26 protein-coding genes and 3 tRNA genes are annotated in these 22,738 nt (G+C 55.6%); 14 read left to right on the top strand and 15 right to left on the bottom strand.

Going from position 1 to position 22,738, the window contains the following annotated elements:
• Positions 1-208 precede the first annotated feature (208 nt).
• The 7 genes from MXM41_RS12730 to MXM41_RS12760 form a co-directional block, all read right to left on the bottom strand.
• Positions 209-700 (bottom strand): DUF2501 domain-containing protein, encoded by a 492-nt coding sequence (locus MXM41_RS12730; RefSeq protein WP_325932330.1) that lies wholly within the window; start codon positions 698-700, stop codon positions 209-211.
• A gap of 83 nt (positions 701-783) precedes the next feature.
• Positions 784-1,521 carry a DNA replication protein DnaC gene (gene dnaC / locus MXM41_RS12735; protein ID WP_325932331.1) on the bottom strand — a complete coding sequence of 246 codons (738 nt, stop codon included), beginning with the start codon at positions 1,519-1,521 and terminating at the stop codon, positions 784-786.
• Positions 1,518-2,063: a primosomal protein DnaT gene (gene dnaT / locus MXM41_RS12740; protein ID WP_325932332.1), complete on the bottom strand. Its 546-nt coding sequence runs from the start codon at positions 2,061-2,063 to the stop codon at positions 1,518-1,520. Before dnaT ends, dnaC begins: the two co-directional genes overlap by 4 nt.
• Positions 2,064-2,168: 105 nt before the next feature.
• Positions 2,169-2,597, bottom strand: a complete 429-nt coding sequence (locus MXM41_RS12745; protein WP_223074360.1) for an organic hydroperoxide resistance protein — start codon at positions 2,595-2,597, stop codon at positions 2,169-2,171.
• Positions 2,598-2,627: 30 nt separating this feature from the next.
• Positions 2,628-3,269, bottom strand: coding sequence for a TetR family transcriptional regulator (locus tag MXM41_RS12750; RefSeq protein ID WP_325932334.1), 642 nt, complete (start codon positions 3,267-3,269; stop codon positions 2,628-2,630).
• Positions 3,270-3,335: 66 nt separating this feature from the next.
• Positions 3,336-3,809: a threonine/serine exporter gene (locus MXM41_RS12755; RefSeq protein WP_325932336.1), complete on the bottom strand. Its 474-nt coding sequence runs from the start codon at positions 3,807-3,809 to the stop codon at positions 3,336-3,338.
• Positions 3,800-4,576: a threonine/serine exporter ThrE family protein gene (locus MXM41_RS12760; protein ID WP_325932337.1), complete on the bottom strand. Its 777-nt coding sequence runs from the start codon at positions 4,574-4,576 to the stop codon at positions 3,800-3,802. The genes MXM41_RS12755 and MXM41_RS12760 overlap by 10 nt, the downstream gene beginning before the upstream one ends.
• Before the next feature lie 445 nt (positions 4,577-5,021).
• Here MXM41_RS12760 and MXM41_RS12765 point away from each other — a divergent pair, with 445 nt between their 5' ends.
• Positions 5,022-5,753 carry a response regulator transcription factor gene (locus MXM41_RS12765; RefSeq protein WP_325932572.1) on the top strand — a complete coding sequence of 244 codons (732 nt, stop codon included), beginning with the start codon at positions 5,022-5,024 and terminating at the stop codon, positions 5,751-5,753.
• Complete coding sequence (gene bglJ / locus MXM41_RS12770) at positions 5,753-6,388, top strand: DNA-binding transcriptional activator BglJ (RefSeq protein ID WP_325932573.1); 636 nt, start codon at positions 5,753-5,755, stop codon at positions 6,386-6,388. Before MXM41_RS12765 ends, bglJ begins: the two co-directional genes overlap by 1 nt.
• A 42-nt stretch (positions 6,389-6,430) precedes the next feature.
• Here the strand turns inward: bglJ and MXM41_RS12775 are convergent, their stop codons facing one another.
• Positions 6,431-6,889, bottom strand: coding sequence for a YbaK/EbsC family protein (locus tag MXM41_RS12775; RefSeq protein WP_325932338.1), 459 nt, complete (start codon positions 6,887-6,889; stop codon positions 6,431-6,433).
• 328 nt (positions 6,890-7,217) lie between these two features.
• On the opposite strand from MXM41_RS12775, the gene MXM41_RS12780 reads away from it, so the two are divergent.
• Positions 7,218-8,561, top strand: coding sequence for a PTS sugar transporter subunit IIC (locus tag MXM41_RS12780; RefSeq protein ID WP_325932339.1), 1,344 nt, complete (start codon positions 7,218-7,220; stop codon positions 8,559-8,561).
• Positions 8,562-8,673: 112 nt separating this feature from the next.
• Here the strand turns inward: MXM41_RS12780 and fhuF are convergent, their stop codons facing one another.
• Entirely contained in the window at positions 8,674-9,462 is a 789-nt protein-coding gene (gene fhuF, locus MXM41_RS12785; protein WP_325932340.1) for a siderophore-iron reductase FhuF, read from the bottom strand.
• 156 nt (positions 9,463-9,618) lie between these two features.
• On the opposite strand from fhuF, the gene MXM41_RS12790 reads away from it, so the two are divergent.
• Positions 9,619-9,849: a DUF1435 domain-containing protein gene (locus MXM41_RS12790; RefSeq protein WP_325932342.1), complete on the top strand. Its 231-nt coding sequence runs from the start codon at positions 9,619-9,621 to the stop codon at positions 9,847-9,849.
• Between the two features lie 39 nt (positions 9,850-9,888).
• Here MXM41_RS12790 and MXM41_RS12795 read toward each other — a convergent pair.
• The 4 genes from MXM41_RS12795 to rsmC form a co-directional block, all read right to left on the bottom strand.
• Positions 9,889-9,974, bottom strand: a tRNA-Leu gene (locus MXM41_RS12795).
• Positions 9,975-10,005: 31 nt separating this feature from the next.
• Positions 10,006-10,092 (bottom strand) — tRNA-Leu (locus MXM41_RS12800).
• Between the two features lie 29 nt (positions 10,093-10,121).
• A tRNA-Leu gene (locus MXM41_RS12805) sits at positions 10,122-10,207 on the bottom strand.
• Between the two features lie 141 nt (positions 10,208-10,348).
• Positions 10,349-11,377, bottom strand: coding sequence for a 16S rRNA (guanine(1207)-N(2))-methyltransferase RsmC (gene rsmC / locus MXM41_RS12810; RefSeq protein ID WP_325932343.1), 1,029 nt, complete (start codon positions 11,375-11,377; stop codon positions 10,349-10,351).
• A 102-nt stretch (positions 11,378-11,479) separates the two neighbouring features.
• Between rsmC and MXM41_RS12815 the strand changes: the two genes are divergently transcribed.
• From MXM41_RS12815 to MXM41_RS12850, 8 genes are all read left to right on the top strand, one after another.
• Positions 11,480-11,893, top strand: coding sequence for a DNA polymerase III subunit psi (locus MXM41_RS12815; RefSeq protein WP_325932344.1), 414 nt, complete (start codon positions 11,480-11,482; stop codon positions 11,891-11,893).
• Positions 11,862-12,305 carry a ribosomal protein S18-alanine N-acetyltransferase gene (gene rimI, locus MXM41_RS12820; protein ID WP_325932345.1) on the top strand — a complete coding sequence of 148 codons (444 nt, stop codon included), beginning with the start codon at positions 11,862-11,864 and terminating at the stop codon, positions 12,303-12,305. The genes MXM41_RS12815 and rimI overlap by 32 nt, the downstream gene beginning before the upstream one ends.
• A gap of 18 nt (positions 12,306-12,323) precedes the next feature.
• Positions 12,324-13,001 carry a pyrimidine 5'-nucleotidase gene (gene yjjG / locus MXM41_RS12825; protein ID WP_325932346.1) on the top strand — a complete coding sequence of 226 codons (678 nt, stop codon included), beginning with the start codon at positions 12,324-12,326 and terminating at the stop codon, positions 12,999-13,001.
• A 90-nt stretch (positions 13,002-13,091) separates the two neighbouring features.
• Positions 13,092-14,681: a peptide chain release factor 3 gene (prfC, locus tag MXM41_RS12830; protein ID WP_325932348.1), complete on the top strand. Its 1,590-nt coding sequence runs from the start codon at positions 13,092-13,094 to the stop codon at positions 14,679-14,681.
• Between the two features lie 317 nt (positions 14,682-14,998).
• The gene (osmY, locus tag MXM41_RS12835) at positions 14,999-15,616 is read left to right on the top strand and encodes a molecular chaperone OsmY (protein ID WP_325932349.1); all 618 of its coding nucleotides are present in this window, start codon (positions 14,999-15,001) and stop codon (positions 15,614-15,616) included.
• Positions 15,617-15,742: 126 nt separating this feature from the next.
• On the top strand, positions 15,743-15,904 hold the full coding sequence (locus tag MXM41_RS12840) for a DUF1328 domain-containing protein (protein ID WP_002887716.1): 162 nt from the start codon (positions 15,743-15,745) through the stop codon (positions 15,902-15,904).
• A gap of 138 nt (positions 15,905-16,042) precedes the next feature.
• Positions 16,043-17,113, top strand: a complete 1,071-nt coding sequence (locus tag MXM41_RS12845) for a patatin family protein (RefSeq protein ID WP_325932351.1) — start codon at positions 16,043-16,045, stop codon at positions 17,111-17,113.
• A complete protein-coding gene (locus tag MXM41_RS12850) occupies positions 17,110-17,892 on the top strand; it encodes a metal-dependent hydrolase (protein ID WP_325932353.1) in 783 nt (260 codons plus the stop codon). The genes MXM41_RS12845 and MXM41_RS12850 overlap by 4 nt, the downstream gene beginning before the upstream one ends.
• Here MXM41_RS12850 and MXM41_RS12855 read toward each other — a convergent pair.
• Entirely contained in the window at positions 17,887-18,747 is an 861-nt protein-coding gene (locus MXM41_RS12855; RefSeq protein WP_325932355.1) for a YjjW family glycine radical enzyme activase, read from the bottom strand. The genes MXM41_RS12850 and MXM41_RS12855 overlap by 6 nt on opposite strands.
• Positions 18,719-20,269 (bottom strand): YjjI family glycine radical enzyme, encoded by a 1,551-nt coding sequence (locus tag MXM41_RS12860; RefSeq protein WP_325932357.1) that lies wholly within the window; start codon positions 20,267-20,269, stop codon positions 18,719-18,721. Before MXM41_RS12860 ends, MXM41_RS12855 begins: the two co-directional genes overlap by 29 nt.
• A 260-nt stretch (positions 20,270-20,529) precedes the next feature.
• On the opposite strand from MXM41_RS12860, the gene deoC reads away from it, so the two are divergent.
• Together deoC and deoA are read left to right on the top strand one after the other, a co-directional pair.
• Positions 20,530-21,309, top strand: coding sequence for a deoxyribose-phosphate aldolase (gene deoC / locus MXM41_RS12865; protein WP_325932359.1), 780 nt, complete (start codon positions 20,530-20,532; stop codon positions 21,307-21,309).
• A 55-nt stretch (positions 21,310-21,364) separates the two neighbouring features.
• The gene (gene deoA, locus MXM41_RS12870) at positions 21,365-22,687 is read left to right on the top strand and encodes a thymidine phosphorylase (RefSeq protein ID WP_325932361.1); all 1,323 of its coding nucleotides are present in this window, start codon (positions 21,365-21,367) and stop codon (positions 22,685-22,687) included.
• The last annotated feature ends 51 nt before the right edge of the window (positions 22,688-22,738 follow it).

The raw sequence follows: 22,738 nt of genomic DNA on the forward strand, positions 1-22,738 counted from the left end.
CCTCAATAAAGGCATCCGCCGGTTAGCGGATTAACTGTTTAATTTTTGGGTGATCCAATGTAATGGCGATGCCATCAAGCTGCAATTGTAGTGTCACGGAATTGTGCTGTTGTTAGGATTTGGTTTAGAAAATCGAATGTTTGAACAGCGTCGCTTTTTGCGGGGAGAGGGGGCAGACGCCGCGATAAGGGTCGCGGCGTGTCGGGGATCAGGAGATAAAACTCATCCCCTGTTTCAGGACAAAATCACAGGCCTGGGCTTTAACCTTTTTCGCCAGCGGCGAGTTGCCGATGGTTTCCAGATTCAGCTGCTCGCCGTTGTTGGCATTCAGCAGCCCCTGGATCCCTTCCAGATAGTTGGTGTCCTGCTGCTGCTCTTCCTGGGTTTCCAGCCCCAGTTTACCCAGCACCTGATTTTTAATCGTGGTGGCATCGGTCATTGAAGCCAGCTTCTCTTTAGCGCAGTACTCGAGGATCCCGGCTGCGTTATTCATGTTGCTGGCGGAGAGCGACTGGGTGCCGCTGCTCAGCAGGCCGGTCAGCGCGGAGGCGGACAGGCCGCCGTTCTGAGAAGAGGTGCTGCCGGCGCTGAGCTGGCTGGCGGCGCTGTTAAGCGTATCCTGCCAGGAGGAGGCCGCCTGTGCTGCACCCGTCACCAGCAGGGCGCTGACTGCGGCGCTGAGAAGAAAATGTGTTTTCATAATACCTACTCTGTCGATGGCCCGCCGGGGCGGAGTGGCAGCCAGTATAAACCTCGCGACAGCGCACGACTTGGGTAAATATCCTAATACTCTTTGCCGGTGACGCGGCTGCGATAGCTTTCCCAGTCAAAAATCACATACAGGCTGTTGCCGAGCTTCATGCGATCCATCACCCGCTCGCCCAGCAGGCGGGTCATCTCCTCAATGTTATGGTTGGTGAGCATGCCGGTAGGGCGCTTCGAGGAGGAGCGGCGATCGACAATCTGGTTGATGATCACTTTTTCATAGCGCGATTCGGTCTGGACCCCAATCTCGTCGATCACCAGCAGATCGACGTTGCTGAGATCGTTCAGCAGCTGCTCTTCGCTGGTCTCCCGGTTGCTGAAAGTATCTTTCATCGCCGACATGATGTCGGCCACGGTGATAATCAGCACCGATTTGCCGCGCAGCAGCAGTTCGTTGCAGATGGCCGCCGCCAGGTGGTTTTTACCGGTGCCCGGCTTGCCGCTAAAGATAAAGCTGGCGATGTTGCCGTCGAACTCTTCGACATACTGGCGCGCCTGTTGCAGAGCCTGGAGCTGCCCCTGCCTTTCCACTTTATAGTTATCGAAGGAGCAGTTTTGATGCAGAGGACGAATACCGGAGCGGTTAAAGGTGCGCTGCATCTTCATGGCGCGGTTCTCCCGTGCCAGCGCCGCCGCGCGGATCTCGCCCTGCTCTTTTTGCCACGCCAGCAGCTCTTCACCGGTGGTAAAGGCCGGTTTGACGTTAGCGGGCATGATCTTTTGCAGACGTTTCATCAGTTCGCCGAACTCTTTCATTTGGCACCTCGGAAGCCGTGGGGGATCTGTTTATCCGGTTCTGAAAAAGTATTCACATCGCGTCTGGCCTGTCCGCCGCTGCTGGCCCGGTTGATCTGCACGCTGCGCGCCAGCTTTTGCTGCCACTGAATATGGTGAAAGACTTTCCCTTCCGCCTGCCAGTACGCGGTAAAGGCGGCCAGCTCTTCCGGGGCGACAGGCTGGGTGAGGGCAATGCCCCACAGCGCCGCCTGGCGCTGGAAATCGGGGTCCGGCTGCCAGCCCTGATACATGGCGAATTTCCCCATCGGCACCGCAACCGGCGCGCTGGTAGGTTCGTCGAAGAATTGGGTATCCAGAGTGACGTCGCTGGTCGGGCGCGACAGGCGCGCTTCGGTTTCCAGCAGCTCGGCCAGACGTTGCGGCGTAATCGCGTAAAAAGCCGGTGCGTTATCGGCAAAAACGGCAACAGTACCGCCTTGCGCCCTGGACAGCACGCCGCGGGGATCGTGCATAAAGGCATCAATGCCAGTGACGCTGGTGGTCAGGATTCTGGAGGACATAACACTTCTCTACTGAATGACTGCGGACGGGATATGAGCTTATGGTAGCACAGAGAGGAGGGGGCAGGCAGGGGTCTGAGACCCGCTCCCTGACCCCCTGAAAAGTCAGGAGATAATATTCAGCGTGACATCAATATTGTTGCGGGTGGCGTTTGAGTACGGGCAGACAATGTGCGCCGCATCGACCAGCTTTTTCGCCTCGGCGGCGTCCATCCCCGGCAGATGGATATTCAGTTTCGCTTCGATACCAAACCCGGTTGGCAGCGGCCCAATGCCCACTTCACCCTCAATAAAGGCGTCCTGCGGCATGGTGATTTTATCGCGCCCGGCAACGAACTTCATGGCGCCGAGAAAACAGGCCGAGTAGCCTGCGGCAAACAGCTGTTCCGGGTTGGTGACCTCTCCGCCCGCGCCGCCCATCTCTTTGGGGACGCCCAGTTTGACATCCAGAACACCGTCGGACGAGGTGGCGCGACCATCACGGCCACCGGTGGCTTTGGCTTTGGCGGTATAGACAACTTTATCTAAAGACATAGTTGGTTCCTTATCTCAGGGTTGTGTGAGCTAAGGACAGGTATAACGCAAGGCAACCTGAACCGCCATTTTTCGGTAGTGCTGGCGCTGAGCCTGTTCATCGGCACCATCTTCAAACAGCAGGGTGAAGGTGTAGCTGTTGGCCACATAGTGGAAGCTGAAGCTGCTGATCAGACGGTGCAGATCCCGGGCGTTGACCGTCTGGTTAAACAGCTGCTTCTCCTTGCCGCGGTTAAGGATGGTTTCCAGCAGATCCAGCGCGCTGCGGTTCACCTGGCGCAATAATGCCGACTGCTGCATAAACCGGCCACGCTGCATGTTCTCCATGCAGATGATGCGGATGTAGTCCGGATGGTCGGCGTGATAGTCAAAAGTGGTTTCCACCAGATGCACCAGCGCTTCCACCGGCGGCATCGCATCAAGGCTGAGCTGCTTTTCACTGGCGCGGATCTGGGTATAGACGTACTCCAGCACCAGCAGGTAGAGGTTCTCTTTGGTTTTAAAGTGATACACCACCATCCGTTTAGTGGTACCCGCTTTCTCGGCGATCTGCTCCATGCGCGCGCCGTTAAGCCCGTACTCGGCGAACAGCGAGAGGGCGCTGAGGAAGATTTTGTCTTTCAGGCGGGATCCGTCGCTGTTTTCTGCGTTTTCGCTGCCAGGGTTAGACACGTCCGTTCCTTATTTAGCCACAGGAGAACAGAGGATTATCGCCACGGCAGCGGGAGAAGACAACTCTCAAACCCGGGGGCGTTTGCGGTAGAGCCACAGGCCGGGGATCGACAGGCCGATAGAGAGGGCGCCGACGATTGACGAGGCCTTCAGGAAGTTGGTCAGCAGCATGATCATCTGCGCTTCGCTGTAGCCGACGTGACTGATTTTCACCGCCGAAATCATCGCGGTGTAGGCGGAAATGCCCGGAAACATCGGAATAACCGCCGCGACGGTAAAGACCTTCGGGTGAGCCAGATACCAGCGCGACCACTGGATCCCAATGCTTCCGACCAGCATTGAGGCCATAAAGGTCGACCATTCGATATTCAGCCCGACGGTCATCATCGTCATGCGTGAGCCGTGGCCGATACCCCCCAGCAGGGCACACCACGGCAGGGCGCGGCGAGGAACGTTAAATACCATGGCAAAACCCACCGCCGGAATGGCCGACAGCAGCATGTCCTGGGCCAGCGCCCACAGAAAATCGATTATGCCCATCCGCGAAGCCCCCATAACGTCATGGCCATCACGACCCCAATACAGGTGGCCAGAGTCAATAAGCTGGCAATCGCCCAGCGCGCAAGGCCGGTATTGATGTGTCCTTTGAACATATCGGCTACGGCATTAATCAGCGGAAAGCCCGGTACCAGCAGCAGCACGCTGGCGGCCATGGCAATAGTGGGAGTGATGGTAAAAGCGGGCAGGCGCAGCAGCAGGCCGGAGACGGTAGTGGCGACGAAAGCGGTAATGCAGAAGTTAATTTGCGGGTGCAAATGGCGGCCTGTCAGCACCTGGCGCACATACATGGCGAGGGTGCTGGCGATAAAGGTCACGATAGCGCCGTCCCAGCCGCCGTTATTGAGCTTGCAGAAACAGGCGCAGGAAAGACCCACCATCAGCACCACCAGCCAGCGCGGATAGCGCAACGGCTTGATCTGGCTGAAGCGTTTTTCAATACCCTGTATATCCAGCAGCTTATGTTCTGCCATGATCACAATGTGCTGCACTTCGGTGACAACGTGCATGTTAATCCCACGATCGTGGTTTTTACGCGTTGAGGTCAGACACTGACCCGCTTTAATGGTGGTCAGCACAATGGCATTGGAGGAGATCGCGCTCTCCACGCTGTCCATACCCAGAGCCAGTCCCAGTCGGGTGGAAAGCTCCTCGACCAGCGCGCTTTCGGCGCCGTGTTGTAATAAAAAAAGGCCGCACTGAATACACAGTCGCGTGACGGCGCGTTGTGAGGTTTGATCTGCCTGCATCTGTTGCCCTGAGGAGAGAGTGGCGGATGGATAGCCGGAATGTCTATTTTTAGCACACAACCCTGTGGCGCTTGCTCTGGGTCAGATCAAGGTTTAGGCAGATTGGTCTCATACTGTTTCACAATATTGGCCAGAATTAATTATGAATTTCAATAGGTTTAATATTTACATATTTATTTATTTTATATTTAGAATATCTAACTTTCTTTTTTTGAAAAGATCAGCGATAAAGCATTAACATTTCGTGCTGGTTTTGCGATATTAACATCGGTTTTGGCGGTGTACAAATTTGTGATATTTATGATGCAGTTGAAAATTGCATTTTCATTTCACTCATCTAATGAAAAAGGAAAACATTACATTTTTACGTCGCCATGTTATTGAAACAGGTAATTAAACTGGATGAAAAACACGGAATGGCCGTATGAATGGATTCGGAACGCAAATGCCGCCAGTGAGCTGTAAAGGCGCAATAATAATTGGAAAATCACCCATAATACAAACCGGTATCGGAAGTATTATGTCACGCTATTTCCCGGACTACGAACGTTCATATTGCCGGTCTCACGAAGAACTCACGCTTCTTCAGTTGCGTCGTGCCGCTGTGATAATCGTTGATATTTCAGGTGAGCAGCAAAATCCGCGTAATATCTGCAATCAATATTACGCATTACAAAATCAGTATCGGAATATTCACTGGATATTTTTGGTTTCTCGGGCATTTTATCCTCTTGCTGTCGAACTCCTGATGCGCCCAGAAAGTACCTTACTTTCCGATATGGAGCCCATCGAAGGCGTGGTGAAGGCGATTCAGGCTGGCAGCGAACATGCCGAACGTATTAGCCAGACGTTATTAAGACCCGAGCCGGAAGATCTTTATGACAATCAGGACGATGTCATGTTGACGTTTTCGGAGCGCAAGGTATTACGCCTGCTTGGTAAAGGCTGGGGAATTAATCAAATCGCCGCCTTACTGAAAAAGAGTAATAAAACGGTAAGCGCGCAAAAGAATAGTGCCATGAGAAGACTCGCCTTAACGAGTAACGCCGAAATGTATGCGTGGATTAACAGCACCAAGGGAATGAAAGAGCTGAGTTTATTCTCTGCCTATGGAGAGCAAGACGAATGGAAAAGAGCGCTACAAAAAGACATATCGCTATCATCGAAAAGTGCATGATGAGTGCTATGGGGCTGAAGCATCTTTTTGCCAGCCCCTCACTGCAGGGTTACGAAGTCCATCTTTTTAATAACATCGCCAGTTTTCAGTCCTCACTTAATTTTGTTCCGTACGCGTCGTTGATTTATTCCCTCTCTGATGAGCGTGAAGAGCGGCGCAACTGCCTGGTCTGCATTAAGGAAATTGCCACCACTCACGGCATGATTCAGCGAATTGTTCTGGCCTCGGATGCGACAGAAGCGAGCCTGATTAATCAGCTTTCGCCGTCACGTCTGCACGGGGTCATTCTCAAATCCGAGACGCTGGACGACCTGCAGGAGCAGTTGAGTAAATTATTGAGCGAGAACCGACGGGTGAATGACAGTCATAACAACCACTGGAATATTCATCGTGGACGGCTGCTGAGCCCGACCGAGCGCGCCATTTTACAATTTATGTCGTGTGGCTTCTCCATTCCGGAAATTGCCACCCGGCTCGATCGCAATATCAAAACTATTCGCGCGCATAAATTTAACGCCATGATTAAGCTCGGTGTACGTTCCGACGTAGGGTTACTGCACGCGGCAGATATCCTGACGCATTTTCCCGTACCGGATCCCCGCACGCCGCGCTTCATTGCTGCGCACTTCTCATAACCCGCGTTAAAAGTCTGCGCCAGAATCGGTCTGGCGCGGGACTTACAGACAAACATCTACCCATGTTGCCTGGGTAAGTTCAGCCATTCTTTCCGGGGAAATGCGCACCGCGCTATGGATCGCACCGGCAGCGGGAAGCACTTCCGCATACTCTCTGAGCGAAATATCGCAATAGACCGCCAGCGGTGTTTCCAGCCCGAACGGGCACACGCCACCGACAGGATGCCCTGTTACCGTCACCACCTCGTCGCTGCTCAGCATCCGGGCTTTTGCTCCAAAGGTCTGCTTCAGCTTTTTGTTATCAAGCCGGGCATCGCCTTTGGCGACTACGAGGATCACCTCATCTTTAACTTTCAGCGACAGCGTTTTTGCTATCTGACCAGGCGCAACGTTATGGGCCTCAGCAGCCAGCGCAACGGTAGCGGTACTCTGACCGAGCTCGATAACTTCAACATCCGGGGCGTGGTCAGCAAAAAATTGGCGCACAGACTGCAAACTCATTGTTTCCTCCAGAAAAATACTCTGCGTAATCTGTCATAAGAAATTATGCGCTGTAAATATTTCCTAAGTCACACACTTCTGATATCAGCGATTTCTGGATCCTCTTCACAATCACGGAAACCGGTTACAGTAACCGGTTGCAGACGGTGGTGTGGAGATTAATACTGATTACGTCATTTCCCCTGTATCCAATAATAAGAGTCGATTATGAAACCTATCCGTTTGAGCAGTACCGCTGGTAAACGAACCAGCAAGGTGGTGAAAGTGGTATATGGAACACCGTCCGGCGTGACAGCGCCCGAAACGATCGTCTGACAGGAGAGCCGTTATGTCTGCCAACCATGCTGCGTTTAACCTGATATTCCGCTTTGTCGAAAACTATGTCAGCCCCATTGCCGGACGCATCTCTTCCCAGCGTCACGTGATGGCGATCCGCGACGGCTTTATCTCCGCCATGCCGTTTATGATTGTTGGTTCGTTCTTATTAGTCTTTGCTTACCCGCCGTTTTCTCCCGACACCACATGGGGCTTTGCCCGCGCCTGGCTGGATATGGCGAAACAGTTTGAAGGCCAGATCCTTACCCCCTTCGATATGACGATGGGCGTGATGTCCCTTTATATCTGCGCCGCCATCGCCTACAACCTGGGTAAGCACTACGTGAAGCAGTACCAGCTGGATCCGTTCATGTGCGCCATGCTGTCGCTGATGGCCTTCCTGCTGGTTGCCGCGCCAAAAACCAAAGGTGCCTTGCCGGTGGACAGCCTTGGCGGAACCGGGATCTTCACCGCCATTCTGGTGGCGATCTACTGCGTGGAAATGATGCGTTTTCTGAAAGCGCACAACATCGGTATTCGCCTGCCCGACCAGGTGCCGCCGATGATCAAGAACTCTTTTGATCTGCTGATCCCGGTGCTGGTGGTAGTGTTAACCCTCTATCCGCTGAGCCTGCTCATCCAGTCGCAGTTTGGGATGCTGATCCCGCAGGCGATCATGGCCATCTTTAAACCGCTGGTGGCGGCGGCGGATTCGCTGCCGGCGATCCTGCTGGCGGTGCTGGTTGGTCATCTGCTCTGGTTTGCAGGCATCCACGGGGCGGCGATTGTCTCCGGTATGCTGCAGATGTTCTGGCTCACCAACCTCGGGATGAACCAGACCGCGCTGGCGCAGAGCGCGCCGCTGCCGCACATCTTTATGGAGGCGTTCTGGACCTTCTTTATTGTCATTGGCGGCTCCGGTGCGACGATGGGGCTGGTGTTCTGCTATCTGCGTAGCCGTTCGGCGCATCTGCGTTCCATAGGGCGTCTGAGCGTGGTGCCAAGCATTTTTAACATCAACGAGCCGGTGATCTTTGGTACGCCCATCGTCATGAACCCGGTGTTCTTTATCCCGTTCCTGCTGGCGCCTATGGTGAATGCGGTGCTGGCATGGGCGGCGATGAAGCTGGATCTGATTGGCCGTGTGATTTCAGTTGTGCCCTGGACCGCGCCTGCGCCTGTGGGGGCCGCATGGGCGCTGGGCTGGGATTTCCGCGCGGCGATCCTGGTCGTGCTGTTAGCGATGGTCTCCGCCATCATTTACTACCCGTTCTTCAAGGTGTATGAGAAGCAGCTGCTGGCGCAGGAGGCCGAAGAGGCTCAGCGTGCAGAAGAAGCAAGTCAGCAGGTGGCATAGGTAAAAGCAAAACGGCAACCCCCGGGTTGCCGTTTTTAATTTTCGTACCCTCTCCCTGTGGGAGAGGGTCAGGGTGAGGGCACCAGACCGCACCAAACCAGGCCGCAGTAAACTATTTAAGCGTGCAGTCGCCGCACTGCTGAACGTCCGGCAGGCGATAGCGTTGACAGCAGGTCCGGCGCACCAGCAGCCCATCGCGGGGAACAACGGTGCGATAAAGCGGGTTGTCACGGCCATCAGACAGCTGACGGGCAAAGAAAAAGCTCTGACGCAGCGCGTCGACTTTCTCATCCCCCAGCAGGGTTTTCATTTCGGTCAGATACCAGTGAATTAAGTAGCCGGTATTGCTCCAGATAAGCTTGCCGTTGATCTCACCCGTCGCTTCCAGCGCCTCGACAACCGGGATGAGCGCGCGGGTAATCAGAACGTCCATGCGTTGCTGCGCTGAAAGCGATGTCGTCCGGCTGTCTTCATGAACATCGATCCAGAAGCAGGCGGCGCGTCCGGTTTCGTGAAACTCGACGTGGAAATGTTCAGCGGAGAGATCCAGCGCCGCGTCCTGGGTGAGCAGGGCCAGCATCATCGGGGGAACCATCAGCCCGATATACCATTGCGCCCACAGCGACAGCAGCGGCTTGTTTTCGCGCGCCAGTGTGGGTTGATTGCGGTAGATATGATCGGAGTAGGTCGCCAGCAAGGACTGTAATTCGGCAGGGCGCTGCCACTGCGCCAGGGTCATGGCGTGATGGGGGTGGGGTTCATCCAGCTTGATGACATCCAGCAGATACGCACGCGTCCGGGCAATAGCCTCACGCACCGCGTCCGCAAGCCCTGTAGGCCCCATCGACAGCGGCGTTTGCCAGATAATATTCTCAACGACTTGTGCGGAACCTGTGGCCATAATTGGGCTGGATAAAAATCTAAATGATAATGATTGCCAATCCTAACTATTGATAAAACCTTGCGCAAGGCTTTTTACACATTCAGCCTCAACGCTGACAAATGAGAAAATCTATCATATGATATTGGTTATCATTATCGATTTGAGAGATGGACCATGTTAAGCAGAGCGTTGGGAAGTGGATGGGGCGTGATACTGCCGGGGATGATGATTGCCGGACTGGCCTGTACCGATCTGTCATTAGCGGTCTGGAAAGTGATTATTGCGTCGGGATTGCTGATTTCGTCCGCCATGATCTGGCATAAGCAATTGCGGCACTTCGTGCTGCTGCCATCATGCGTCGCGCTGATTGCAGGAATGTGGGTTCTGGTAATGAATCTGAACTAACGGGAGAGTAAAAGAGAATTTCAGGAGAGATAAGATAATTGGTGCGAGGGGGGGGACTCGAACCCCCACATCCTAAGGACACTAACACCTGAAGCTAGCGCGTCTACCAATTCCGCCACCTTCGCACAGTCATCTTATTTTTTGATATCGCCTCGTTGGTGCGAGGGGGGGGACTCGAACCCCCACATCCGTAAGGACACTAACACCTGAAGCTAGCGCGTCTACCAATTCCGCCACCTTCGCCCAGTGCGAGCAATATCAATCATGGTTATTGGTGCGAGGGGGGGGACTCGAACCCCCACATCCTAAGGACACTAACACCTGAAGCTAGCGCGTCTACCAATTCCGCCACCTTCGCAGACCATCGATACAGTTAAAGTATCGTAACCACGGAGGCGCATTCTAGATGTTTTCAGCTTTTCGTCAACAGATAATTGTGCTGGATGTTTTATTTGTTGCAAAAATGGCCTGATCGGGCAGATCAGGCCTTCTGGGGGCGTTACTTCTTCGCCTGGCGGGTCATGATCGCACGGTAGATCTTAAAGCGTCCGGTTTGCGCCAGCACTTCATGGAAGCCAAAGACTTCGTCCAGCACTTTTGGATAAGGCAGGAAGGCGTTCGCCACGATACGCAGCTCACCGCCACTGTTCAGATGGCGTACCGCGGTACGAATCAGCGTTTGTGCGGCTTCGAGGCTGGTTTCTACGCCGTCATGGAACGGCGGGTTAGAGATAATCATATCGAAACGGCCGGTCACGTCGGATAAAACATTGGAGGCGAAAACGTCGCCTTCAATACCGTTGGCCGCAAGCGTGGCGCGGCTGGCTTCGATGGCTGATGCGCCCACGTCCGTCAGCGTTAAACGCACCTTCGGTGAGTGGCTGGCGAGCACCGCGGAGAGCACGCCTGCGCCACAGCCGACGTCCAGCACTTTGCCTTTGGTGTGCGGCGTAAAGGTGGAGAGCAGCAGCTGGCTCCCCACGTCCAGACCGTCACGGCTGAAGACGCCCGGCAGCGTTTTGATGGTCAGGCCATCCAGCTGATATTCGCCCCAGTATTTCTCCGCGTCGAAGGTCGGTTTTTTGTCCAGTCGGCCATGATAAAGGCCGCAGCGACGGGCGCTGTCGACTTTATTCAGGGTTGAGTAATCTGCCAGCATCTGCTCGGCGCTGCGGACGCCGCTGCGGTTTTCACCGACAACGAAGATATCGCAACCCACCGGCAGCAGGGAGAGCAGATTCATCAGCTGGAACTGGGCTTCGGGCTTATTCTTCGGCCAGTAGTAGATCAGCGTATCGCAGTCGGCTACGTCGGCCTGTTCCGCCACCAGGCTGAAACGGACGCGCTCGCCCATCTGGCGGCTCAGTACCTGCCAGTGGTGATACTGCTGAGTGTGTGCACGGCTGTCGGCGCACTCGAAACGGGCAGGCAGGTCATCCTGCATATCTCCGGCAAACAGAATACGGCTTTGTTCGAAATCATCACTGTGGCGCAGCAAGACTTCACTTGCCGGGGTAAATGCAGACATGAATTGTTCCTCAATAAACTCAGGCGGGGATTATAGTAGGTAGATGGCGCAGATTCGACACATTTGGTATATTTGCGCGCCTGACAAACAGGAGTTTTTGCAATGGCATCCCGACGAGACAGGCAACTACAGCAGCTGGGCATCACCCAGTGGGCGCTGCGCCGCCCGGCGGCCTTGCAGGGTGAAATCGCCATTTCGCTGCCAACGCATATCCGTCTGGTGATGGTGGCGCAGAGCCTGCCCGCGCTGAACGAGCCGGTGATTGCCGATGTCCTGCGCGCGCTGAGGCTGAGCGCCGACCAGGTGCTGCAGCTGACGCCCGATCGCGTAGCTATGCTGCCTGAAGGCAGCCGCTGCAACAGCTGGCAGCTTGGCGTAAGAGAAGAGATCGCCCTTGAGGGTGCCAGCATGGCCACGCCGACCCTGGACGAACTTAACCTAAACCCGGCGGCACGTCGCGCGCTGTGGCAACAGATCTGTGAACATGAACACAATTTCTTCCCTCACGACGACTGATTTAGCGCAGGCATTTGAGATCGAAAAACGCGCCCACGCCTTTCCGTGGAGCGAAAAAACCTTTGCCAGCAACCAGGGTGAGCGTTACCTGAACTATCGCCTGGATGTCGATAGCCAGCTGGCGGCATTTGCCATTACGCAGGTCGTTCTGGACGAAGCGACGCTGTTTAACATCGCTGTGGATCCTGCTTTCCAGCGCCGTGGGCTGGGCAGAGAACTGCTGGAACATTTAATTCGCGAGCTGGAAGCACGAAACGTGTTCACGCTGTGGCTGGAAGTACGGGCCTCGAACGTCGCCGCCATCGCACTCTATGAAAGCCTGGGCTTTAACGAGGCGACGATCCGCCGTAACTATTACCCCACCGCAGAAGGACGTGAAGACGCCATCATCATGGCTCTGCCGCTTGGATAACTCAAAAAGGTTGTAACAATGAACTGGGACTGGATTTTCTTTGACGCCGACGAAACGCTGTTTACTTTCGATTCGTTTGGCGGACTACAGCGGATGTTTCTCGACTACAGCATTACCTTCACCGCTGAGGATTTTCAGGATTACCAGGCGGTGAACAAGCCGTTATGGGTGGACTACCAGAACGGCGCCATCACCGCGTTACAGCTGCAGCATCAGCGTTTTGATCGCTGGGCAGAAAGACTGAAGGTCTCCCCGGGTTTGCTGAACGAGGCGTTTCTGAATGCCATGGCTGAAATCTGCGCGCCGCTGCCGGGTGCCGTTTCCCTGCTGGATTCGCTAAAAGGTAAGGCGAAGCTTGGGATCATCACCAACGGCTTTACGGCGCTGCAGCAGATTCGCCTGGAGCGCACCGGCCTGCGCGACCACTTCGACGCGCTGATCATTTCAGAGCAGGTAGGCGTACCTAAACCGGATCCGCGCATTTTCGATTACGCGCTGGAGCAGGCGGGAAATCCCGACCGCTCACGGGTGCTGATGGTGGGCGACACGGCGGAATCCGATATTCTGGGCGGCATGAACGCAGGCCTCTCAACCGTCTGGCTGAATGCCCATGGCCGCACCCTGCCTGAAGGCATAAAGCCGACCTGGACCGTAACGTCATTGAACGAACTGGAGCAACTCCTGTGTAAACACTGATTGCCTCCCCCCCGTTGATGGGTAAAATAGCCGCAATTTTTCGTATTCATCATGCGTGGCGCTTCGTCGCGCTTACTAAGAAGATTAATTATGACGTTGTCTCCTTATCTGCAAGAGGTGGCCAAGCGCCGTACTTTTGCCATTATCTCTCACCCGGATGCCGGTAAAACCACCATCACCGAAAAGGTGCTGCTGTTCGGACAGGCGATCCAGACCGCCGGTACGGTAAAAGGCCGCGGCTCCAGCCAGCATGCAAAATCTGACTGGATGGAGATGGAAAAGCAGCGTGGTATCTCGATTACCACCTCCGTGATGCAGTTCCCGTATCACGACTGCCTGGTAAACCTGCTGGATACCCCGGGCCACGAAGACTTCTCCGAAGATACTTACCGTACCCTGACGGCGGTTGACTGCTGTCTGATGGTTATCGATGCCGCAAAAGGCGTTGAGGATCGTACCCGTAAGCTGATGGAAGTGACCCGTCTGCGCGATACGCCGATCCTGACCTTCATGAACAAACTCGACCGTGATATTCGCGATCCGATGGAAGTGATGGATGAAGTGGAGCGTGAGCTGAAGATCGCCTGCGCGCCGATCACCTGGCCGATTGGCTGCGGCAAGCTGTTCAAAGGCGTTTATCACCTCTATAAAGACGAAACATACCTCTACCAGAGCGGTAAAGGTCACACCATCCAGGACGTGCGTATCGTTAAAGGGCTGGATAACCCGGATCTGGACGCGGCTGTCGGCGCAGAGCTGGCAGAGCAGCTGCGTGAAGAGCTGGAGCTGGTCAAAGGGGCGTCGCACGAATTTGACAGAGAGCTGTTCCTGAGCGGTGAAATTACCCCGGTCTTCTTTGGTACCGCACTGGGTAACTTTGGCGTAGACCATATGCTTGACGGCCTGGTGGAGTGGGCGCCGCAGCCGATGCCGCGTAACACCGATGCCCGTGAAGTGGTCGCCAGCGAAGAGAAATTCACCGGCTTCGTCTTTAAGATCCAGGCCAACATGGACCCGAAACACCGCGACCGCGTGGCGTTTATGCGTGTGGTCTCCGGCAGATATGAAAAAGGCATGAAGCTGCGCCAGGTGCGTACCGGTAAAGACGTGGTGATTTCCGATGCGCTGACCTTTATGGCCGGTGACCGTTCCCACGTGGAAGAGGCCTATCCGGGCGATATCATTGGCCTGCATAACCACGGCACCATCCAGATCGGTGACACCTTTACCCAGGGCGAGATGATGAAGTTCACCGGGATCCCGAACTTCGCACCAGAGCTGTTCCGTCGTATCCGCCTGAAGGATCCGCTGAAGCAGAAACAGCTGCTGAAAGGGCTGGTTCAGCTCTCAGAAGAGGGCGCGGTGCAGGTGTTCCGTCCGATCGCCAATAACGATCTGATTGTCGGCGCCGTCGGTGTGCTGCAGTTTGACGTGGTGGTTGCCCGCCTGAAAAGTGAGTACAACGTTGAGGCGATTTACGAATCGGTGAACGTGGCGACGGCGCGCTGGGTTGAGTGTTCTGACGTGAAGAAATTCGAAGAGTTCAAGCGTAAGAATGAGATCCAGCTGGCGCTGGACGGCGGCGATAACCTCACCTATATCGCGCCAACCATGGTGAACCTGAACCTGGCGCACGAGCGTTATCCGGATATTCAGTTCCGCAAAACTCGCGAGCATTAATCCCTTCTCAGAGCACGGCAGCCGCCGTGCTCTGCTTAAAACCCTGCCTTATTAATCCCTTGCGGAATGTTCTTAATTCAACGGCTTTTGCTGTTTATTGCTCATTTTTTCATCGATTCTCAAAGCGGCTCCGCGAGAGTGATCTATATTTAACTCAGTGTTTAACACCGGGCGCAGATGAAAGCTCCATTCAATGCGTGTTGATAAGGTTGTCATCTCGCCCGAGTGTTGATTGGTAGTACTAAAGACTACTTGCACGTGATGTTTGCACGTGATGTTTGACGCTCGAATTCGGAGCAAACCACAGGAATAAATCGATGAATACTAAAAAACTGAAGATTTCGAAAACTCTGCTGGCGGTAATGATGGGTAGCGCTCTGGTATGCGGTTCTGCAATGGCAGAAACCACTGCAACGGATAAAGCGCAATCTACTGCGAATACCGCTGGGGAAAAAATCGATAACTCGATGAATAAAGTCGGTAACTTCATGGATGACAGCTCAATCACAGCAAAAGTAAAAGCTGCGCTGGTAGACGCTGATGACATTAAGAGCACCGATATCTCTGTAGAAACCGATAAAAACGTAGTTACGCTGAGTGGCTTCGTTGAAAGCCAGGCGCAGGCAGAAAAAGCCGTTAGCGTGGCGAAAGGCGTTGAAGGCGTGAAATCTGTCAGCGACAAACTGCATGTCCGTGATGGTAAAGAGCAGTCTGCCAAAGGCTATGCCGGTGACGCAGCAACCACCAGCGAAATCAAAGCCAAACTGCTTGCCGATGACATCGTCCCTTCACGTAAGGTGAAAGTGGAAACCACCGACGGCGTGGTCCAGCTGAGCGGTACCGTGGAGTCTGAGGCGCAAAGCGACCGTGCTGAAAGCATCGCCAAAGCCATTGATGGCGTGAAAAGCGTTAAAAACGATCTGAAAGTGGAATAAAACTCAATAATTCGCCCTTCTGGCTGAGGCCAGAAGGCGAGATAAGAATTACACCTGTAGATATCGCCGTGAGCAACCTGAGCGCTCACCATGCGGTCGACATTAACTATGGTAAAGGAGAGTCATATGTTTCGTTGGGGCATCATTTTTCTGGTTATCGCGTTAATTGCCGCCGCTCTGGGTTTTGGTGGACTGGCGGGTACCGCAGCGGGTGCGGCGAAAATCGTCTTCGTCGTCGGTATTATCCTGTTCCTGGTAAGCCTGTTCACCGGACGTCGTCGTCCATAGCTCAGGTAACCGTTAGATTGACGAAAAAGCCCATGTTAAGCATGGGCTTTTTTATTTCCGGTATCCATCATATTTGGGAAATCCACTGGCTGTGCGCTACTGTGTAGTGACATAACAAATGAAAACAGGAAAGCAGAGGTGGGCCAACGAATTCCGGTAACGCTCGGCAATATTGCGCCGTTAGCACTTAAGCCCTTCAGACCGGGCAAGATTGCGCTGGTCTGCGAAGGCGGCGGGCAGCGGGGGATCTTCACGGCTGGCGTGCTGGATGAGTTTATGCGCGCGCAATTCAACCCGTTTGACCTCTTTTTTGGCACCTCCGCCGGGGCACAGAACCTCTCGGCCTATGTCTGTAATCAGCCGGGCTATGCCCGCAAAGTGATTATGCGTTACACCACCTCCCGTGACTTCTTTGATCCGCTGCGTTTTGTGCGTGGCGGCAATCTTATCGATCTCGACTGGCTGTTGGACGCTACCGCCAGCAAAATGCCGCTGGCGATGGACAATGCTTCTCGTCTGTTCGATACCGGCAAAGCCCTCTGGATGTGCGCCTGTCGCGGTGATGACTACTCGGCCAGCTATTTTTCACCGCAAAAAGAGAACTGGCTTGATATTCTTCGCGCCTCCAGCGCCATCCCCGGTTTCTACCGGACGGGAGCGCTGCTGGAGGGGATAAGCTATCTGGACGGCGGCGTCAGCGATGCGATCCCGGTGCAGGAGGCCGCCCGGCGCGGGGCCAACACTATCGTGGTGATCCGCACCGTGCCGTCGCAGATGTACTATACGCCCCAGTGGTTTAAGCGGATGGAGCGCTGGCTGGGTGAAAGCAGCCTGCAACCGATGCTTAATCTGGTGTCGCACCACGAGGCGAGCTATCACGCCATCCAGCAATTTATTGAAAAGCCGCCGGGCAAACTGAGGATCATTGAGATCTATCCGCCGAAACCGCTCAACAGCATGGCGCTGGGCAGCCGCGTGCCAGCCCTGCGCGACGATTATAAAACCGGGCGCCTGTGTGGGCGCTATTTCCTGGCAACGGTGGGTAAGCTGCTGGCCGAGCGTCCGCCGCTGCGACGCCACCAGCGGGTCATCGCGCCTGCCACTATGGTGGTTCCTCCGGCAAGCGTAGCCAACGATGTGGTTACTACGCCGCTGGTCAATGCCCCGCAGGCGAATGACACTCTGTTTGATAACGAGGATCTGGCGTGACTTATCGCTTTATTGATACCCACTGTCACTTTGATTTTTCCCCCTTCACAGGCGATGAACCCGCCAGCATCCAGCGTGCCGCCGAAGCGGGCGTGATGGCGATTGTGGTGCCGGCCATTGATGCAACGAGTATTGATCGCGTGCTCGAGCTCGGGGCGCGCTACCCGGCGCTCTATATGGCGCTCGGTCTTCATCCGATTGTGATCGAAGATCATCAGGAGGCGCATCTGCAAAAGCTGGAAGCGGCGCTCGCGGCGCGCCCGGAAAGGCTGGTGGCGGTGGGGGAGATCGGCCTCGATCTCTATCGCGAGGATCCTCATTTCGAAAAGCAGGAAGCGATCCTCGACGCGCAGCTGAAGCTGGCGAAACGCTACGATCTGCCGGTGATCCTTCACTCCCGGCGCACCCATGACAAGCTGGCGATGCACCTTAAGCGCCAAAATCTGCCGCGAACCGGGGTCGTCCACGGCTTTGCCGGCAGTCTGCAGCAGGCGCAGCGCTTTGTGGATATGGGCTATAAAATTGGCGTCGGCGGCACCATCACCTACCCGCGCGCCAGTAAAACACGCGATGTGATAGCGCAGCTCCCGCTCTCCGCGCTATTGCTGGAGACCGACGCCCCGGATATGCCGCTGAATGGTTTTCAGGGCCAGCCGAACCGCCCGGAGCAGGCGGCAAGGGTGTTTACCACCCTGTGTGAACTGCGCCCGGAGCCCGCGGATGAGATCGCCCAGGCGCTGCTGGATAACACCCGGACGCTGTTTGACCTGCCGCTATAAATAGAGCGCCGGGCGGATCACGGTAATCTGCTCGCGTTCCAGCAGCTGTGCCAGAGGTTCCACATCCTCCGCCGTGGCGCTGCGCCAGTGGCGGGCTTCGCCATAGACGCCATGGGTGTGAAAGGCGTTGATCCTGACGGGAACATCTCCTAACTGGCGGATAAAGTGAACCAGTTCATGGCGGTGCGTCAGGTAATCGCAGCGATCCGGGATCACCAGCAGGCGCAGCTCGCTCAGCCGGTTGCGGGCGGCCAGCCAGCGAATGCTGTGCTTGATGACAGGGTTGTCGCGTCCGGTGAGAAACCGGTGGTGCGCGTTGTCCCAGGCTTTAAGATCGAGCATCGCGCCATCAAACACTGGCAGCAGTTTTTGCCAGCCGGTTTCGCTTAGCAGGCCGTTGCTGTCCACCAGACAGGTCAGGCGCTGTAGCTGCGAATCGGCTTTCAGTGCCGAAAACAGCGCCACCAGAAACGGCAGCTGGGTGGTGGCTTCCCCGCCGCTGACGGTAATGCCGGAAATAAAGGGCGCGACGTGGCGGATCTGCGCCACCATCTCCTCCACGCTAACGCGCTGCGCCATGGGCGTCGCCTGCTGGGGGCACATCTGCAGACAGGTATCGCACTGCTGGCAGGTCGCGTCATCCCACCATACCCGCCCGGCCTGAACGTTCAGCGCATCATGCGGACAGTGCGGCACGCAGGCGGCGCAGTCGTTGCAGCGCCCTATGGTCCACGGGTTGTGGCAGGTTTTGCAGCGCAGGTTACACCCCTGCAGAAACAGGGCCAGGCGGCTGCCGGGCCCGTCAACGCAGGAAAACGGGATAACCTTACTGATTAAAGCGCATCTGTTGTTCATGGCTTATCACGCGCGGCTGGCGCTCCAGAATGCGGGTGTTGCGGGCGGCCTCTTCGCCGAGCCAGGTGGTATTGGTGCGGGAACCTTCCGCACGGTATTTTTCCAGATCGGTAAGTCGCACCATATACCCCGTCACGCGAACCAGATCGTTCCCCGCGACATTGGCGCTGAATTCACGCATCCCGGCGTGGAAGGCACCGAGGCAGAGTTCCACTACCGCCTGCGGATTCCGCTTCACGGTTTCGTCCAGCGTTAAGATGTCGCTGATCCCGGCGTGATAGTGACGATGATGCGGCGCTACCGCCAGCAGATGGCTAATCGGGTCGGGCTCATCGCCATACGGCAGACGCGCCCCCGGCGTGGTGTCGACGTCAGAGCTGATCCCCGACTGGGCATGCAGCATGGCGCGTTTTTTCCAGCCATGTCTGACCGGGGTGGCAGCCACAAACGCCGCCAGCTGTTCGCTGATCCGGTACCCCAGCGCATTGGCCCGCTCGTCTTTGCCGTAACCCCCCGGGATCCCTGCCTTTTCACACAGCACGTTTACCGCTTCGGCCAGGCCATACATGCCAAACATCGGCACAAATCTGTCGGGATCGATCAGCCCTTCTTTTACCAGGAAGCTATTCTCAAAGAAGCCGGATCGCTGGTACAGAAAATCGCAGCGTGCATCGATAACGGCCATCTGCTGCTGGCAGTAGTGCGGCAGCGTGCGGGTAAAGAAATCCTCAGGGGTCTCGCTCTGTTCCGCAATGGCTTTCAGGTTGAGGCGTACCAGAGTGCTGCCCCCGCCCGCCAGCGGCAGCGAGTTGTAACAGCTGACGACGCCAAAGCCCTTTTTTGTGAAAATTTTATCATTCACCGGCCCGTTGGCGATATGCGGCTTACTGCATTCGCAGATGTTCTTCGCCACCTCCAGCAGCAGGGCATCCGGTGTGATGTCAGGATCATAAATAAAGGTGAGGTTGGGAGAAACCTGCTTCAGCTCTGCATCAGCACGTAAAATAGCGCGTGTGACCGGGCCATCTGCCGGGCCAATATTGGCATGAACGAAGGCATCTGGCAGGGTGCGATCGAGGTAGCGCCAGAAACGTTTTATTCGAATATCGATTTCGTCTTGTGTTAGAATTCTAACATATGGCTGCAACAGCGTATCGAGATGGCCGAGAAATACCGGCATGCCGGTGACGGATGGAACATGATGGTAAAGGATGGTCAGCAGCGACAGCGCATCATCCAGATCCTGTGCCCCCGCCAGTTCCAGCCACTCTGAACCCTGTTTCAGGAACAACGCATAGTCAGGCAACACGTAGCGCGGTTTGTAAGGCGCATGGCCTTCAAACATATCGCAGATAAATCCTCCGGCCAGGGCCAGACGCGCATCGTTATCCAGGGCGGGATAGGGCAGGTTGTTTTCCGCCTCCAGCGCCAGAAAGTGGCGTTTTTGTTCGGGGCTCAACACCGGGCTTGTCACAATTTTCTGGCAACGTTGTTGCAGGGTGGCGGGTGTGGACAGGGACATTGTCGCTTCCTTATTGTTCTGCATGGACAGAGGAGAGTGTAAAAAGAGTCCCACCGGCTGCCTTTGATCCTGCGCGGGTGCCTGACGCTTTAATCCGCAGTTGTAGCTAAATTATTTGAAGTTGATCTCATTACGGTTATGCAAATTTGTATGCATATTTCATTAACTGTGATGGATGTCGAAGTGAGAATGCGGGTGGATGTTAGAATACTCACAGACCCGCAAGGTGAAATTTTACGGCTATACGCCCGGAGAATGTTATGACCGATTTAACCGCCAGCAGCCTGCGTGCTTTAAAACTGATGGATCTGACCACCCTGAATGATGACGACACCAACGAGAAAGTGATCGCCCTGTGTCATCAGGCGAAAACCCCGGTGGGCACCACGGCTGCTATCTGCATCTATCCGCGCTTCATTCCGATCGCGCGTAAGACCCTTAAAGAGCAGGGCACGCCGGAGGTGCGTATTGCCACCGTGACTAACTTCCCACACGGCAACGACGACATCGAGATCGCGCTGGCAGAGACCCGCGCCGCCATCGCTTATGGCGCTGACGAAGTGGACGTGGTCTTCCCGTACCGTGCGCTGATCGCAGGTAACGAGCAGGTCGGTTTTGAGCTGGTGAAAGCCTGCAAAGAGGCCTGTGCGGCGGCAAACGTGCTGCTGAAAGTGATCATCGAAACCGGCGAACTGAAAGAAGAAGCGCTGATTCGCAAAGCGTCTGAAATCGCCATCAAAGCGGGTGCTGATTTCATTAAAACTTCCACTGGTAAAGTGCCTGTGAATGCCACTCCGGAAAGCGCACGCATCATGATGGAAGTGATCCGTGATATGGGCGTGGAAAAAACCGTGGGCTTCAAACCGGCGGGCGGCGTGCGTAGCGCTGAAGACGCACAGCAGTTCCTGGCGATTGCCGATGAGCTGTTCGGCGCCGACTGGGCGGATTCCCGCCACTACCGTTTTGGCGCCTCCAGCCTGCTGGCCAGCCTGCTGAAAGCGCTGGGTCACGGCGACGGTAAGAGCGCAAGCAGCTACTAAGATTTGAATTGCCGGGTGGCGCGTTGCGCGCCCGGCCTATTTTCGGGAGGTTACCGTGTTTCTCGCACAAGAAATTATTCGTAAAAAACGTGATGGTCATGCTTTAAGCGACGAAGAGATCCGTTTCTTTATCAACGGCATTCGCGACAATACCATCTCTGAAGGGCAGATTGCCGCCCTGGCGATGACCATTTTCTTCCACGATATGGCGATGCCGGAGCGCGTATCGCTGACCATGGCGATGCGGGATTCAGGAACCGTTCTGGACTGGAAGAGCCTTAACCTTAATGGTCCGATCGTGGACAAGCACTCCACCGGCGGCGTGGGTGACGTCACTTCGCTGATGCTGGGGCCAATGGTGGCTGCCTGCGGCGGCTACATTCCGATGATTTCCGGGCGTGGGCTGGGTCATACCGGCGGCACGCTCGACAAACTGGAAGCCATTCCGGGCTTCGATATCTTCCCGGATGACAACCGCTTCCGCGACATTATTAAAGATGTGGGTGTGGCGATTATCGGCCAGACCAGCTCTCTTGCCCCGGCGGACAAGCGTTTTTACGCCACGCGTGACATTACCGCGACCGTTGACTCCATCCCGCTGATCACCGCCTCGATCCTCGCCAAGAAACTGGCTGAAGGGCTGGATGCGCTGGTGATGGACGTGAAGGTGGGCAGCGGCGCCTTTATGCCGACTTACGAACTCTCTGAAGCCCTTGCCGAAGCGATTGTTGGCGTCGCCAACGGCGCAGGCGTGCGCACCACCGCGCTGCTCACCGACATGAATCAGGTGCTGGCTTCCAGCGCGGGTAACGCCGTCGAAGTGCGTGAAGCGGTGCAGTTCCTGACGGGTGAGCACCGTAACCCGCGTCTGTTCGAGGTGACCATGGCGCTGTGCGTTGAGATGCTCATCTCCGGCAAGCTCGCCAAAGACGATACCGAAGCGCGGGCGAAACTGCAGGCGGTGCTGGATAACGGTAAAGCGGCGGAGATCTTTGGCCGCATGGTTGCCGCGCAGAAAGGCCCGACCGACTTCGTGGAAAACTACGCCAGATATCTGCCAACCGCGATGCTCAGCAAAGCGGTGTACGCGGATACCGAAGGCTTTGTCTCGGCGATGGATACCCGCGCGCTGGGCATGGCGGTGGTCTCCATGGGCGGCGGTCGCCGTCAGGCTTCCGACAGCATTGATTACAGCGTCGGCTTCACCGATATGGCCCGTCTGGGCGACAGCGTTGACGGTCAACGTCCGCTGGCGGTGATCCATGCGAAAGATGAAAACAGCTGGCAGGACGCGGCAAAAGCCGTGAAGGCGGCCATTACCCTGGCAGATAATGCCCCAGAAAGCTCGCCTTCGGTCTATCGTCGTATTACCGAATAGCGGTATACTGATCTGATCGCTTTTTTATGAAGCACTGAGTACGGAGAACAT

This window comes from Leclercia adecarboxylata (genome assembly GCF_035787115.1).
In the GTDB taxonomy this organism is placed as follows: Bacteria; Pseudomonadota; Gammaproteobacteria; order Enterobacterales; family Enterobacteriaceae; genus Enterobacter; species Enterobacter adecarboxylatus_E.